General features: G+C 59.3%; 12 protein-coding genes. 2 read left to right on the top strand and 10 right to left on the bottom strand.

Going from position 1 to position 14,817, the window contains the following annotated elements:
- Window positions 1-283 precede the first annotated feature (283 nt).
- On the top strand, window positions 284-862 hold the full coding sequence (locus ACP15D_RS03135; RefSeq protein ID WP_424956114.1) for a recombinase family protein: 579 nt from the start codon (window positions 284-286) through the stop codon (window positions 860-862).
- Between the two features lie 117 nt (window positions 863-979).
- Here the strand turns inward: ACP15D_RS03135 and ACP15D_RS03130 are convergent, their stop codons facing one another.
- The 4 genes from ACP15D_RS03130 to ACP15D_RS03115 all read right to left on the bottom strand — a co-directional run bounded on the left by ACP15D_RS03130 (window position 980) and on the right by ACP15D_RS03115 (window position 3,187).
- Window positions 980-1,114 carry a hypothetical protein gene (locus ACP15D_RS03130; protein ID WP_424956113.1) on the bottom strand — a complete coding sequence of 45 codons (135 nt, stop codon included), beginning with the start codon at window positions 1,112-1,114 and terminating at the stop codon, window positions 980-982.
- A gap of 72 nt (window positions 1,115-1,186) precedes the next feature.
- Complete coding sequence (locus ACP15D_RS03125; RefSeq protein WP_424956111.1) at window positions 1,187-1,363, bottom strand: hypothetical protein; 177 nt, start codon at window positions 1,361-1,363, stop codon at window positions 1,187-1,189.
- Window position 1,364: 1 nt separating this feature from the next.
- A complete protein-coding gene (locus tag ACP15D_RS03120; protein WP_424956110.1) occupies window positions 1,365-2,516 on the bottom strand; it encodes a PepSY-associated TM helix domain-containing protein in 1,152 nt (383 codons plus the stop codon).
- Between the two features lie 14 nt (window positions 2,517-2,530).
- A complete protein-coding gene (locus tag ACP15D_RS03115) occupies window positions 2,531-3,187 on the bottom strand; it encodes a TetR/AcrR family transcriptional regulator (RefSeq protein WP_424956109.1) in 657 nt (218 codons plus the stop codon).
- Window positions 3,188-3,396: 209 nt separating this feature from the next.
- On the opposite strand from ACP15D_RS03115, the gene ACP15D_RS03110 reads away from it, so the two are divergent.
- On the top strand, window positions 3,397-5,655 hold the full coding sequence (locus ACP15D_RS03110) for a TonB-dependent siderophore receptor (protein WP_424956108.1): 2,259 nt from the start codon (window positions 3,397-3,399) through the stop codon (window positions 5,653-5,655).
- A gap of 345 nt (window positions 5,656-6,000) precedes the next feature.
- Here the strand turns inward: ACP15D_RS03110 and ACP15D_RS03105 are convergent, their stop codons facing one another.
- From ACP15D_RS03105 to ACP15D_RS03080, 6 genes are all read right to left on the bottom strand, one after another.
- Window positions 6,001-7,104, bottom strand: a complete 1,104-nt coding sequence (locus ACP15D_RS03105) for a hypothetical protein (RefSeq protein WP_424956107.1) — start codon at window positions 7,102-7,104, stop codon at window positions 6,001-6,003.
- A gap of 172 nt (window positions 7,105-7,276) precedes the next feature.
- Complete coding sequence (locus tag ACP15D_RS03100; protein WP_424956106.1) at window positions 7,277-9,838, bottom strand: DEAD/DEAH box helicase; 2,562 nt, start codon at window positions 9,836-9,838, stop codon at window positions 7,277-7,279.
- Window positions 9,835-10,854 (bottom strand): HamA C-terminal domain-containing protein, encoded by a 1,020-nt coding sequence (locus ACP15D_RS03095; protein WP_424956105.1) that lies wholly within the window; start codon window positions 10,852-10,854, stop codon window positions 9,835-9,837. The genes ACP15D_RS03100 and ACP15D_RS03095 overlap by 4 nt, the downstream gene beginning before the upstream one ends.
- A 370-nt stretch (window positions 10,855-11,224) precedes the next feature.
- A complete protein-coding gene (locus ACP15D_RS03090; protein ID WP_424956104.1) occupies window positions 11,225-12,220 on the bottom strand; it encodes a hypothetical protein in 996 nt (331 codons plus the stop codon).
- A 208-nt stretch (window positions 12,221-12,428) separates the two neighbouring features.
- A complete protein-coding gene (locus tag ACP15D_RS03085) occupies window positions 12,429-13,445 on the bottom strand; it encodes a polysaccharide pyruvyl transferase family protein (RefSeq protein ID WP_424956103.1) in 1,017 nt (338 codons plus the stop codon).
- Window positions 13,442-14,344 (bottom strand): glycosyltransferase family 25 protein, encoded by a 903-nt coding sequence (locus ACP15D_RS03080; protein WP_072378130.1) that lies wholly within the window; start codon window positions 14,342-14,344, stop codon window positions 13,442-13,444. The genes ACP15D_RS03085 and ACP15D_RS03080 overlap by 4 nt, the downstream gene beginning before the upstream one ends.
- Window positions 14,345-14,817: the final 473 nt, after the last annotated feature.

Genomic DNA, 14,817 nt, shown 5'->3' with positions numbered 1-14,817 from the left:
ACCATGCACCGGGCTACGGCCACGATACATCGGTCGATTTCGTCAATGGAATAGGTGCACCGACCTGAAGTCATATCGATCCCGTGTCAAAAGGGGTGCTTTTCTGTGCAGAGTCTCTTGCGACGTGGTTAGCACGGGATATGCTGCAAACACACGCAGCTGAGCTTTAAAAAGAAGCAAAGCACGTCTGAAGCAAAAGGGACCCTTTTTGATACTTATGCACTGCCCTGACGATCACGTTTGGCTCGGCTGGGCGTGGATACAAGGTGGGAGTGTATAGTGCATGATGATCGGGTATGCGCGCGTTTCGACAGATGAGCAGAACCCGGCTCTCCAGTTCGATGCACTCGATCTTGCTGGCTGCAAACGGATCTTCACTGATTACGCCTCCGGCGCACGGACAAGCCGACCCTCGCTGGATAAGGTGCTCTGTCTTGCGAAGCGCGGCGACACTCTCGTCGTCTGGAAGCTCGACCGGCTCGGACGCAGCCTCTCGCACTTGATCACGCTCATATCGGAATTAGAGAAACGTGGCGTCGCCTTCCGCAGCCTGTCGGAGGCCATCGATACAGGCACCGCCGGCGGTCGGCTGCTCTTTCACGTGATGGGGGCACTGGCCGAGTTTGAGCGCGCTCTCATAAGCGAGCGCACGAGGGCCGGGATGGCGGCTGCCAAGACTCGGGGCACTGCTCTTGGGCGGCCTCGAAAGCTATCGTCGGCTCAGGTGTCTTCGGCTAGCAGGTCGTTGGCGCGAAGCAGGCGATCGGTTCGGACCATTGCGTCAAAGCTTGCAGTGTCGAGGTCGACGCTGAGACGAGCTGTGGTTCGGTCGCTCAAAAGGAGGGTCCGGGGGCCTATTTGATTGAGCGGCGACGTTCGGTTTGCGGTCGAGTTGTCCCAGTACCGGAAGTCCTCGATCCGTGGTCGGCCTCCGTTGGATGATCGCCGGCCACGTCTGCTCGTGGAGGTGGAGCGGCCGTCAGATGTCGATCTTCTCGGCGATCTCGACGGCCTCACCTACTTCGCGTCCGAGGCCGCGGACGGCGAGGAGCCAGCAGACCCCCAAAGTTACCGTTGGGCGGTCGACCAGCTTCGTGCGCGAAGTGAGCTTCAAGAGAAATGGCTCATTCTTTCCGGAGCTATAGGAGATATCTCCTGCGGAATTCCACCCTATCTTCCGGGGCGCTCAATCGGTTGCTTGCCTCATCTGGCGAGAAACGGAAGCTGCAAAGACCACGCATGGCGCGGCGACAAGCACCCAGGCCAGCCATTCCCAAGGTCCGTCGGCGACCAGCGCCAGCACGAGGCCAGAAGCCTGCAGTAGCGCCAGCAATCCGGGAAGCCAGTAGGTCCTCAAGTTCATGCTACTCAGCGGCCGGCAAGGGATTGGTGTGCCGACCATCGGCGCCAATTATTCGAGTCACCCGACGCTTGCGGCGCGCGATCCACAGATAGAGACCCGTCACGAGCACGGCGATCGTCGCAATGTCGAGGATTGCCCAAATGATCTTCAGCGGCATACCGCCGTAATCGCCAAAGTGCAGAGGCTGCGAAAGCAAGAGCGAGGTGACGTACCAAGGCATATCGCGCGCATCGGCGAACGCACCATTCTGCGCGTCGACAAGCACCGGCTTGACGAGCCGCGCCGTCAGCGGCGTGTTGCCCTTCATGAAAACCATGTAGTGGCTTTCCGACGTGAACGGCGTGCCCGGAAATGCCACCACCGACGGGCGCATACCGGGTTCTTTCTCCATCGCAATGGCCACTGCTTTGTCGAAAGAGGCAAGGGCTTGCGGGCGCGAACGGCCGCGATGCTCACCCACCATTTCCGAGAGCTGATCGAAGCACCACAGCTGCAGCACCAGATCCGCCCAAGTATTTATCGCTCCCGTGAAGCCGACGACAATCGTCCAGGCGACGAGAAGGATGCCAGCCAGATTGTGGACATCGAGCCAGCGCACGAGATTGACACGAGCGAACCTCAGATCGCCGAACGAAAGCTTGCGCATCGACGGTCCGTACACGACGATCCCGGATATGACAGCCGCGCAAAAGAACAGGCCCATCACGCCGAGGAAAAGCTTGCCAGGTAGCCCGGCGAACATATCGACATGCAGCTGCAGAATGACCTGCATGATGCCGCTTTGAATGTCGGGCTGATCAAGAAGCGCGCCTGTTCCCGCATCCATGCGAATGACGTGGCTCGTGCTCGGGTCGGAATTTGGCGCGCTGTTCACCGTGAGAAGCACGACACCCGGTTGCTCGTCGTCCCAGCTTGCGTACTGCACCACCTTCCCCGGCGCATGAGCAAGGCCATTGCGCACAACGACGTCGAGGTCAGCGAGTTTGGCCGGTTCCGTCTCCTTGGGCTGCACCAGATCGATGGTCAGCCCATGGATCTCATGGTGAAAGATCAGCGGCAGTCCCGTCATGCAGAGCAGCAGTAGAAAGGGCGTAGAGATCAGGCTCGACCATTTGTGAACCCAGTTCCACCGCCGCAGGCTTGCTTGGTGCACGTCTCTCTCCAGCCTTATCGCGCTGCCGCGCCGGTCAGGAACAAGTCCCAAGCCTTCTTGAAGTGTCGGTCGCGCGCGCTTTTTCCTGCATAGGCGGTACTGCCGACCAAAGTCTCGTTGAGTGGTAGGGAGACGATGCTATGGACGAGCTGCGTGGCTATGAACCACCGGTCGCCGGCGGCAATCTGCCCAGCCTCCTGTGCCGCTTCCACATAGCCCATCAAGAGCTCCATGAAAGGATCGTCTTGCGCGCCAGGCTGCACCTTGCCCGCGAACACAAAAGACTCCGTGATCGAGATGCGCTTGAAGGCGATCAGTTCCGGATCGAGATTTACCTCCAAGAACCAGCGTGCAACCCGCTTCAGCCTTTCAAGCGCGTCCCCATCCTTCGGCAAGCGCTCAGCAAAGCGGCTCAGTTCCGCAACCCATCGCATGTGTGCATGCTCTAGCACTGCACCGAACAATGCGAGCTTGGAAGGAAAGCGTCGGTAGATCGTATCCTTCCCGGCCTGGCAGGCCGAAGCGACCTGCTCCATCGAGGTGGCCGCAAATCCCTGTGCTGCGAACAATCCTGCCGCGGCGTCGATAATGCGCACGAGATTGTCGCTCCGCGGGGTGAGCTTGCCGCGCTTGGCATCCAACGTGCCGGCTGCTGCAGATCTCTCTTTCAAGCGGTTGCCCAAACCGATCCCCCTTTTCGGTCTCCCGCGCCAACATAGTGCGCGCTCGCGTTGCGCTGCGAGGGGAACTTTTCCATGTGGCCGATTCGCTTCATCGCCCTAAAACCATACCAAGGATGTATACAATAAACTGGACGGGACGGTCCCGTTTGGTTATTCGACTTTCGTGATCAAGTCTAGTTGCGTTTCGGGAGTTGAGTATGAGTTGGCGTTCGGGCCCGCTGGTGGCCGTTGGTTGCATCGCTGTGGTTGGCAGCGCTCATGCCCAAGCGCCGGCTCCGGCCGCCACTCAGCTGGATCCGCTGGTCGTCGAAGGTGCGTCGAAGCCAAAACCGGCTAAGACCAAAAAGGTCAAGTCAGCCGGACAAGCCAAGCAGGTCGTGCCGTCGACGAAGCAGGCTGCCGGGCAGAGCGAGCGCAAGGGGGCCGCCGCACCAACGCGGAATACCTACCAGCCCGCAAACTCACTATCGGCCACGAAGACCGACACTCCGCTCATCGAGACGCCGCAGGCCATATCGACAGTCACGCGCAAACAGCTCGACGATCAGAACCAGCAGACCGTCGGTGGCGCACTCGGCTACACCGCCGGCGTACTTGCCGGGTTCGAGCAGAATTCGCGCTATGACAACGTCTTCTTGCGCGGCTTCGGCGGCTTTTCAACCTCGGGCAACTATGTGCGTTTTCTCGACGGCATGAAGCTGCCGCAAGGGCAGGTGTTCGGGATCATGTCCATAGACCCGTTCCTGCTTGACCGCATTGACGTGCTGAAGGGACCGTCAGCGATGCTCTACGGCCAGGTGAGCCCCGGCGGCCTGGTCAACATGGTCAGTCGCGCTCCGAGTGCGGGTCCTTATAACGAGCTCCGCTTCGAAGCGGGAAGCTACGGTCGCATGCAAGCCGCATATACGACTCAAGGAGCCTTCGACAAGGAAGGCACTCTACAATACAGCCTCACCGCCATCGGGAAGGATTCAGGTACGCGCTACGAAGACGTCGACGAGCGGCGCTTTGCCGTCGCTCCTGCGCTCGCGTGGCAGCCGAATTCCGATACGCGCATTACTGTCTCGGGTTTCTATCAGGCCGATCCCGATGGGGGCTATTTCAACTCGATTTATCCCAAAACGCTCGCCGCCTCGCAGTTCCAGCCTTATCTCAATTCCAAGTTCAATCCCGGCGATCCATCTTACGATCACTTCGATCGCGAAGAATCCGGCATCGGCTATCAGCTCGAGCACCGCTTCAGCAGCGCCATCCTGTTCCGCTCGGCGCTGCGGTATGCCCAGTTCGATCTCGATTTCGCAGGCATACAGCTATACGGAGCGCTCGGCATCTCGCCCACGGGCGACATCTACCGGATTGCGGCTCGCTCGGTCGAGGACGCGAGCAATGTCACGTCTGACAACCAGCTTCAGTTCGATTTTTCGACCGGTGCACTGCGTCACCGCGTGTTGACCGGCGTCGACACTCAGAAGGCCGACAGCAGCGCACTGTTCGAGGCGACGCTCACCAACTCTATCAATATCATAAACCCTCAGTACGGGCTGCCCGTGACTGGACCATTTGCGACGGGTGTCTCAGGCGACCAGAGTCTTGATCAGACTGGTATCTATGTCCAGGACCAGCTCGCTCTCGGCAACTGGCGCGCCCTCGTTGGTGTCCGTCATGACTGGGCGGAGCAGGTGACCGAGCCGACATCGGCGGCCGTGCAGTCGCAGGACAGCGAGGCCACCACCTACCGCGCGGGGCTGCTCTATCTCTTCGACAATGGACTCGCCCCCTACACCAGCTATTCGACGTCGTTCGAGCCGGTGATTGGCACGGATGCAAATGGCGTAGCCTTCGTGCCTACCGAGGCGGAGCAATATGAGGTGGGCCTGAAGTATCAGCCGACATTCATCCCTGCGCTGTTCACATTCTCTGCGTTCGACATCACGCAGCAGAACGTGCGTACCCCTGGGCCCAATCCCAACTTCAGCATTCAAACCGGTGAAATACGCTCGCGCGGTCTGGAGTTCGAGGCGCGCGGCAACGTCACGAAGGAACTTGGCCTAATCGCTGCCCTCACGTTGCTCGACACGGAAGTGACCAAATCGACGACGGCTTCGTCGATCGGCAAGCGGCCCCAAGCGGCTCCCGCCTACTTCGGTTCGGTGTGGGCTAATTATGGATTCGACTTCGGTGTCCTCAATGGGCTCACACTCGGAGCCGGCGTGCGCGTCGTTGGCTCGAGCTATGGTGACGACACCAACACCCTCAAGGCGGATGGCTACTCGCTCGTGGATGCAGCTGTGAGCTATGACCTCGGTAAGCTCGACCGATATCTAACCGGCTCCGAGTTGACGCTCAACGTGTGGAACCTTGCGGATAAGGAATACTATTCAAGCTGCAGCTCCGGCTACTATTGCGAATTTGGGGACCGCCGCACCTTCCTCGCAGGCATCCGCCATCGCTGGTAATCTGGCGGTTCGACTACCGGCTAGTCGTTGATCGCTGGCTCATCGAGCCAAATGATCTTCAACGAACCGCCGATGTGTTCGACCAATGCTGGCCTTCGAAGTGGCCTGCATGGGAGCGATGTTTGTGCGTGGTGTCCGCGCAAGCGCGTTCAGCCGCTTGAACTGTTCAGGTACTGACTAAGACCGTCTTCTCTCCATCCTGACGGCTTGTCCCAGTAGCGGTCATCGTCACGACTACAGCATGGGATACAAAATGCGCCGCCGACCGGGTCCGGTTTCAGGGGTATCGCGTCGCATCAGATATCGATCTCTCCGCGAACGCGGAACCTTCGGTCGAGCGCACCCTCACCGGCGCAAATCAAGCAGTTTGACAACCTTCGTGATCAGTTCCTCGAAGGCTCGACGACGAGTTCCAAATTGCTCCGCGAGCAGCCGTCCGGCCGACATGTCTTTCAGGACACTGTCCTTTCTGTAGTGATTTTCCAACGCCCCGAAGTCTGTGGCTTTAGCCCTCCAGCCGGAAACCACATGTCGGAAGTGCTCGGAAACCATCTCAGCCATGGCGCCTGACATCGGATTTACGGACGCATGCGCTATCATTTCGTCAAGCCAGTCGCGAAGGAATTTGAACTCGGCGCTATCGTCGAGAAACATCGATCCGGCGTTCATCTCGTTTTCTATGAGATCGTTGAGACCCTGCAGGGCTTGTCCCTGAAGCTCCTCCGCGCCGACGAGAACTTCTTGCAGATTGGCCGGGCCGGTCTTCCCCACGCTCACGAAGTAGGGAATGGCTTTGGTGGTAAAGTTCCGCGCCAGGATGGCATCGAGATGCGGCAACGAATTACGGTCTTTGACCTTCCTCGTGACTGTGCCTGCGGAATCGAACAGTTGTTCGGCATCGATGAATTCGAGCGTGTACTTCCTGAGCCCCTTCCCGCGTAGCAACATATTCGGTGTGATGACATGGTGATGGAGATCGAATAACGGCGCACCCGCTTCCCGATACGCTCTTGCAACGACCTGCGAACAGAACAGGCGCTTAGACTTGCTTTGGCGACCGCGACGGCTGGGTATCTTCGACAGCGCCGCACCCAAGTACCCGTAGCGCCGCTGAGCAAGGTTCCGTGCGTTCACGGCTGCTCGTGCAGCCAGAGCTTCATCTTCGTGGCGCAGAAGTATGTACCTAGAAGAATCTGTGATCGGCTTCCGCGTAAATGCGAACACACGCACACCCATGGTCACATCGGCCTCGGCCAAAAGGGCCGGCTCCAGCCACATCACGGCATGGCTGAATGGCCCGTCGTCGAACCAGCGAATCAGGGCCGATAAAGGGCTGGTTCCGGACTCCAGGATGATATCGCCCGGCTTCATGAAGTCCGGATTGAGCAAGCGGACCGGCCGCGAGGGTTTGCTGCGCGCGTATAGACCGATCCACGGCGCTCCGGTCATTTTACCCTCTGCTCCATGCGCATAACGCCCGATTCCTCGATTGGAAGCGTAGAAGGGCGAAGCCCTACGCGCTATGTGTGGTCCACCAGCCGACCTCGGCGTCTTAGCGCGTCGCGAGATCGACGCCCGCCTCGATCAGCTTGATCACGGCGTAAGGTATCCGCACCCCACATCACGATGCTCTTTGGCCGGGTCCTTCTTTTGCCGGGATACCAAGTGCCCGCAGGACCTCACCCTGCAATATGGCAGGCAAATTGAGCGTCGTAGGGTCAACTGACAGAAGCCACCGCCGGACGTCGTCGACGGTCTCTAAGTTTGATGGCATGTTTGGCAGGATCCTCGAGGCTGCCATACGCGACAGCCCTACCGCCATCAGCGCGATGGCCGGCTTTCTGCACTCGCCCATCTCCAGGTAGAGCGGGATATTCGGGATCGTCGCCGCAAGATCCGAGCGCCCGGTTTCATTCAGGATCTCCGTCAGCACCGCCATGTAGCACGTCATCAGCCGCACATAGGTGAATCTGATGTCGTGCTCTATGTCGTGCAGCACGCCGCGAATATGGCTTCCCATCTTCTTGTCCGGCGCATACTTGCGACCCGCATCGATGATGGTCGGAAGCGGCTCACCGCACATCCACTGCAGGGCAATGACGGCAAAGCGCGTGTGGCGCTTGTCCTTCGCAGGATATCCAAGCAGCTCGGAATGGCAGATCTTGAAAATATCCGAGTACGATTTGTAAGGGTCCGAGCCGCCACGCGGGTGTTCGGGAATATAGCTCGTGACGATGTTTGTTGGTCTGCCGGCCATTCTTTGCTTGAGGCAGGCGTACAATCTCTGTTGCCGGTGCGCCGAAATCGTTGGAGACTGCTGAAGAACCGAGACAGGAAGCGTGATGATCTTGTCCGCATCAACCAGAGCGGCTTCGACATCTTCCAACCCGCCTGCCGGCGACAACCGCGCCAGCGATTGCTCAATGCGCCCCTGCTTCAGGTCGATGAGGAGTTGTGTGAAGATCCCCTCGAGCCCGTCCGTTTTTGGGAGCTCCTGTTGTGGATTCGTCTCCCGGATGCAGTCGACTAGTTCGGCCTTTCGGCTATCGACTTGCTGCACAGCGGCAGGTTCGATCTCAATAGCGCGGCTCGCGTCCAGCGGCTTGGCTTTCCACGTCTCGTAATCAATGAGGAAGACGTTGCCCTGGAATTCCTTGCCGAGACGACCCGCGCGTCCCGCCAGATTCCAGAAATCCACCGCGCGCATCGCGTTGCTGTCCCCCTGGCGCGGATCACAAATGAAGAGGTTCTTGGCCGGGAAGTTGACACCCTGCAGCAATGTGCTCGTCGTGACGAGATACTGCAGACTGCCGTCGCTAAACGCGATCTCGACCGCTTTGCGAACAGGGGCCGGAATACGCCCGTAGTGAAAACCCACGCGGCGGCGTATCGCGGAGGCGAGTGCATACTCGGCGTGGACGGCTTCTTCGATGAAGTCTGCCAGCTCTTTAAGAGTGCCATTCTCCTCCTCTTCCGGCAGGCCTTCAGCCAGGCCGGCGGCGACCTTTTCAGCAATGTCAGGCCCGTTTGCGTACACAAGCGACGGAGCACCGCCGCCGAGGGCAAGAGAGACAGAGATCAGCTTGGCCCGTGTAGTCGTTGGACGCTTGGCGAGCTCCACATGGGCGACTGTTGCTGCCGGGTCGGATCGTTGCGTGCGTATGCTCACAAGCTTCTTGCGAGCGGGCGGTGAGTCGACGAACAGGATGTTTTGTGCGACCGCTTTGGCCGTCGTTGTCCGGGCTCTGAACCCCTGCAATCTGAAATAGGAGCCGTACACCTCGGTGTTGGACACGTTCGGGCTTGCAAAAAGCACTTGGGCATTCGGGTTGCGCCGCAGCGCCTCGTCCAGAGCAGCAGCCAGCAAGATACCGCGCGGTGCTTCTGCAATGGCATGCGCCTCGTCGACCACGATCAGATCGAAGCTCAGAGTCGGATGGTTGATCTGCGTCAAGTGCAGGCGCTCTTGTGTGAACACGAAGATGGATCTGTCTGGCAACGGCATCTCGGCGGACAGAGGCATCGTCAGCAGCGCGACAGGGTTTTCCGCCAAGCGCAGAGCCCACGTCGAAATGCTGTCCGCAATCTGAGTGATGAGCGCCCTCGAGGGAACCAGATAGACCGCGCGAAAAGCGCCGCCGATCTTCGCCCGCTCTTGTAAATGCGTCAGCACAACAAACGACTTACCGGCAGAGGTCGGCGCCGAAACGCCGACGGAGGCTCCCGATTGCAGATCGCTCCAGAGCTCCCGCTGAAAATCTGTGAACGTAGTTGTCTTGCCGGAGACCTTCACCTCGTTCTTGGTGCGACGGTCCTGCTCTTCTGTCAGCAGGGTCGTCGGCGTGAAGGCCGACACATCGCCAATGCCGTTGACGAGATCGATGGCCGGAAAGTTTCCCAGTCGGCTGAGAATGACATTGGCGATAGCTGACGCACCTGGATGCGTCGCCCGGCGCAGATCGAACGACGAGGCCGCGATGCGATACGCCGCATCACGCCGGTTGCCATCGCTGGATAGAGCCAGCACGGCTGCCGAGCGCAACAGCCGTATCAGAGCTACGTCTGACAGCGCCGTTGTCGGCGCCGTCTTCAGCTCTCTCTGAAGCCATTCCGTGTACAGTCCTTCGCGCTCGCGATGGAACTCTGAGTTCTTCCAGATCCGTTCACCTAGCTCATTGATCATTCAGGCCATCCAATCAGCTTCTGGAAGGTCCGCCTGAAATCGTCGACAGATGGCACCGGCAGGAAGAAGAGCTCGACATTGTGCTGGTCTATCCCGGCAGAGGTCGCCGCCGCGTCGAACTCGGCGATCGCCGCCTCGATAGCCGAGAGCAACGCCGCTCGGAACGCAGTCTCGCGGTTCTCCGGCGCGTGCTGTTCGAGCGCCCCATCAAAGTCGAACATGATCAAGCATGTCGAGATGTCTTTACGAGAGTTCGACTTCTCCGAATAAGGGTCGAGGTAACTGAGCAGGGCTTCGCGCGCCTCACTGGACAGATCCGCCATATGATGGTGAGCTTTGACGAGCACGATCTCTGCGGCCAGTTGATCGCGGAAGAACGTCGCCATGGAGGTTGCCGCGGCGTCGATCGCCTTATTGATCGATTGATGAACCTTGGCCTCTCCCCAGAACAGCAGCACCGTCTGCGCAGCCTCATCATAGCGGATGTGAATGCCATCGGAGCCATGCACTGGCATCTGCGAATTGGTCTTCAGGCTCATCTTGGCAATGAGTTGCGGCGCAGCCAGCACCCACTCGGTCAGCAAATAGAGCAGCAGCTCGCCGGCTTCACCGCTGCGACCCGTAGCGGCCCTTGTCTTAATAAAGAGGCGCCGCGCCCGTCCGGCGAGTGCGCTGAGCCGCTCCAGCACCTGCTGCTGGGTCAGCGTATCGATCTGACCGAGCGTCTCATTGATCTCGGTGCGCGGAAGACAGAAGCCGACCAGTTTCGGTTCAAGCGCCTCAACCAGTGCATCCAGCGTTGGCTTGCCGTCCCTGAAGGCTAGATAATGGACGCGAATGCGGGTGCGCGCGTGGCCGCTCGCGTACGTATGCTCCAAAATTCGGATCCGCGCAGCCAGCCCGGAATGATCCCCTAGCATTGCTGCGATCGCAGATTTCAGCGCGCCGCCTCCGTCGGGCGAGGCTACGCCCGGCGTTATCGAAGCCTGGTCATCAGAAGGATTGAGCGAATCCATTCAATCGCAATCCGTTCCGCGAAACGCAGCACTGCCTCCACTGGGACTATTGACAGCCTTAGCGGAACGGAACGATTCGCACGAGGTGTCGTCCGATAAGAATGCTGGAACTCGGCAAACGTCCGGGGGAGAGGGACCTGCGCTAGCTAGCGGTCGACGTCTGCACGTGTCCCGAGGGACACATGTCCCTATTCCGCTGTTGGAGCTCGAGCGGCCAAACCGCGGAGCAAGTCACTTGCCTGATGACTGCTTTCGGCTGACATCCGCTAACTCGGCAAAGCGACGTGCGTCGATTTAGCAAAACGCTCTTGCTGACGACGATCTGCATGTCTGAAAGAGTATACCTTCCGCTGCCTCAGGCGCGCGCTGCTCAATGGCTAGTGAATGATCGCAGCCACTTGGGCGCAGATATTCTGCTTCGGGACTTCCTGCTTAGGTTTGATGCGTCGGGACCAAGTCTAGCGAGCCTTTCCCTGACAGTGGCAACGAGACCTCGATTGACTGGTTGATCCTCCTCGAGCTTGGCCAAGATGATGCCAAGGAACTTTGCCTGCCATGGCGTGATAATCGGCATATCGCGGATGAGATCGTAGGTCAGGCCCTGTGGGAAAGGCCACGGTTCTGGAACTTTGGCGATGACGAAATTGAGTTTGGTAAGGACGCACTTTGGGCAAATACCGCAGTTCTCCCCGTTTCGCGGACCAGCCCAGCATACCCGCAAGTGCGGAATTGCAGACGGATGCTTGGACAAGAACTTCACGCGCTCGATGCGATCGAAGGCACCCCCGTCCGATTCAATGCGAAAGCCGGAGCTAGAGAAGAAGCGGTCCGTCCAAAAGCTGTTGCCCCACACTGCAATCGAGTTTGCATAGCTCTCTTCGGTCGCAATGAGCCCCGTGCCGTGGGTGCCCGAGAACTGGTGCAGGGTTGCCGCTAACCCTGCCGCGAACGTCATCTCCCAATTGCGGACAGCCTGTCGCCAGTTTGTCTTAACTGGAAACAGCGATACCCCGAACTGGTCCGTTATCGACTTGCCCTGGTGATACAGCGACCGGAATCCATCGGCGGCATCAAGCGGCATATCGAACCCATGCACCATCACGGCAGACTGCAGTCTGCGTGCGCCCCTGCCTGCGGCGCCCGTGACGTGTCGCGCAAGCGTGAAGGTGCTGTCGACGCCGGCGGAATAAGCACAGACTGCAGCGTCCGTTCGCGATGCTGGTGGCGCACAAGATCGCTCCCCAGTCACCGTGATTTTGATCTTCTTGCGAAATAGATCCGGCCGCCAAGCGTGCCAGACGTCCTGGTAGTGATCAACTCCATCGAGGAGATCTGCATCGACGGTAAAGTCAGTCTCCAGATCCACGCCGGCATTCATTGCCAGAGGCAGCGCCGCTAGGAGCGCGAAGTCCCTGTGGACGAGGCGGGGAGGCGGGAGCGAAGCTGGGAACTCGAACCAAATTGGCCGCATGAGTTCGTCGCACCGCAATTCGCGGCGCAATCCGTCATCAGAGACGTCTACATGAAGCAAGGCCAACGGTAAATTGCCTTTCGTTGTGCACAGATCGCGCGCGCTAATGCCTCGACGACATCGAATTGGAAACCATACCTTCCAGCCGCCGGGCCCAGAAGCCGATGCGCTTCACGATGCGCTTGGGGCGCAGATCTCTGCGTAGGCTCAACCTCCGCTCGTCAGGAGTGAGCCGGTCCCACGCGTTCGCCGGCCGAGAACTTTCGACAAGTCGGACATTGGCAAAGCTGCTGAGCGAAGCGGCAAAGACCGCGCCGTTTTTCCCATAGCTGTTGTCGTGTAGATCGCATGGTACGCCGCATAAGGCTGCAGCTATGGCGACATGCAGTCGATCTGTCTCGATGTGGCGCGCGGTTGAGACGATCTTGAGAAGGGTGAAGGTCGTGATCTCTGCACTGGCAACGCAACTCACACCTCCGAGTGTTGCGGAGAGATCCATGTGGCCCGCAGAACAAGTTCCCGTACTTTCAATATCTGTCCGCATAAAGCGAACCCGCGGCATGGCACGCATCGAGTCCAGAGACAATCCAGCGGTCGCAAGGCTGGCTTCGATAATCGGCATCGCCCTCACCGTCAGGTCGGTGCGAGCGAGCAGGTGCTCTGCATCGATGTGAAATGCCATGTCATGGCCGAGCGCGGTTTCAACATGCGGGTTGATTCGCCTCACGTACTTCAGGCTCTCTGCTTCCCGGCAAAGCACTACGACGCGCTCATTGAAGCGCCGCAGCAGACGGGAGTGACCGCGGATTGTGTGGGGCAATATGACAATCCGCGCAGCGCGAGGTAGAAACCGCTCCAGCGCGTCGCTGATATCACGATAGAGCGGCACCAAATTGCCGCCACCTCCGACTAGAACCGTCGCCCCTGTAACATCGGCTTGCCTCGGGATGACGGAGTATTGGACGCCCGCCCTATCCAGGGCGGCAACAGTACCGGTCAGAATGAGGCAGTCGCCCGCATTCCCGGGATTGGGGTAGAGCAAAATGCGCTGGCCGCGGAACTGCGATAGGAAGTGATCAACGGTTTCCCGCAGACGCATGACCGGGGCAATAGATGTCACAAGCGGTCTCCGCGGAATGCTGGCTGAGCGCTGATCCGGGGTGGCCAGCTTGGCCTTGCAGCGCGGCTGATCGCTCCTCCGGCTGCGGGCACCGCGCCGGTCAGAACTCGTCTGTAACGGAGATCTAAGACGGCCTTGATGCCGAGGCGTTCATAGACGCGTACGATTGCCCGGACAAATTCAGACAGCTGAATGAACGGCCGGCAAAGTTCGCGCTGAAGTCGAGGCATGCGCCGCTGAGTTGCGCGGCCCAATTCGCGATCGACTTTGATCAGGCTTTGAAAACGATCGGATTGCTTGGCTGCCGCAGGCGAAACTGTGACTACTAATGGTCCGGTCTGCCGGTCGGCAAAAAGCGCGTGGTCGAACGGCTCCGTGATCGTCTGTAAATCAGGCATTGCATCGATGGCGGTCTGCGTGACGAAATAAGCACCCGTCTCGATGAGCCCTTGCGGAGAGTAGATCGTTCGGTGGTCTCCAGCGCGGCCGACAATCACGCCAAGGCGCGGCTTCGGCCATGGCTCCAGCTTGGCGACGATATTATCCGTGCAATGTTGTGAAAGACATCGAAGGGCTAAAGGGAAGTTGGCCCCCAGCTCGACATCATCCTCCAGGATGCACGCAGCCTCGAGGTTGGCTCGCTTCATGGCGCGGAACGCCTTGATGTGGCTCAGATAGCAACCGATCTCCCGCGGTCCCAGAGGGCGTCCATTGACCTCACCGAGCTTTAGGCCGGCACCGGCCATCTCGCTGGTGATGTCGTCCCGATCGCCGTCCACCGCTCTGATGCGTGTGAAGTTGAGGTTGAACGAGGAAAGCTGGCGCTCCATCGAGCGCATACGCGAGGCGCTGCGATCGAGGTTTATGACGAATATGCCGATCTCGAAATTACGGACCATAAACCCCAACTATCCGCGGTCCTCCGATTCTGCTACCGCCACCCTGCGCGATGCTGGGGAAAAAACGCACACAAACAGCCTTTCAGAGTAGTGTGCTGAAGGACTGACGGGGCGAACCGGTTGCGACCCAACGATCCTCGGTATCGTGACAAGCGCCGACGAAGTGGGCTCGAAGCCTCGGCCCTCGGGCCGGGAAGCTATCCCATTGAGGTTGCGGTGGTCGATTGCGAGTCGATCGCTTGCAGAACCTGGCTCATTCGACCAACGGCTTGCGAACGGAATCTGGTCGGTGGCTCGTCACACTCTATGCCGCCTTGGACCAGCGTCCGCCCTTCGAGCCATTAGGTTATCAAGCTTTCGCGTGGGAATTGGCGGGACGATCAGGAAGGCGGCCCGAGCTCGCCATCAGCCGCTCGGAGTTGGAGCACTGTCTCGCTTTCCTTTGATACGCCGAGCTGGCGCAGACGCGCGTC

This window comes from Hyphomicrobium sp. 1Nfss2.1, assembly GCF_965243865.1.
Taxonomy (GTDB): Bacteria; Pseudomonadota; Alphaproteobacteria; order Rhizobiales; family Hyphomicrobiaceae; genus Hyphomicrobium_A.
This window is presented reverse-complemented; position numbering and strand designations above follow the sequence as displayed.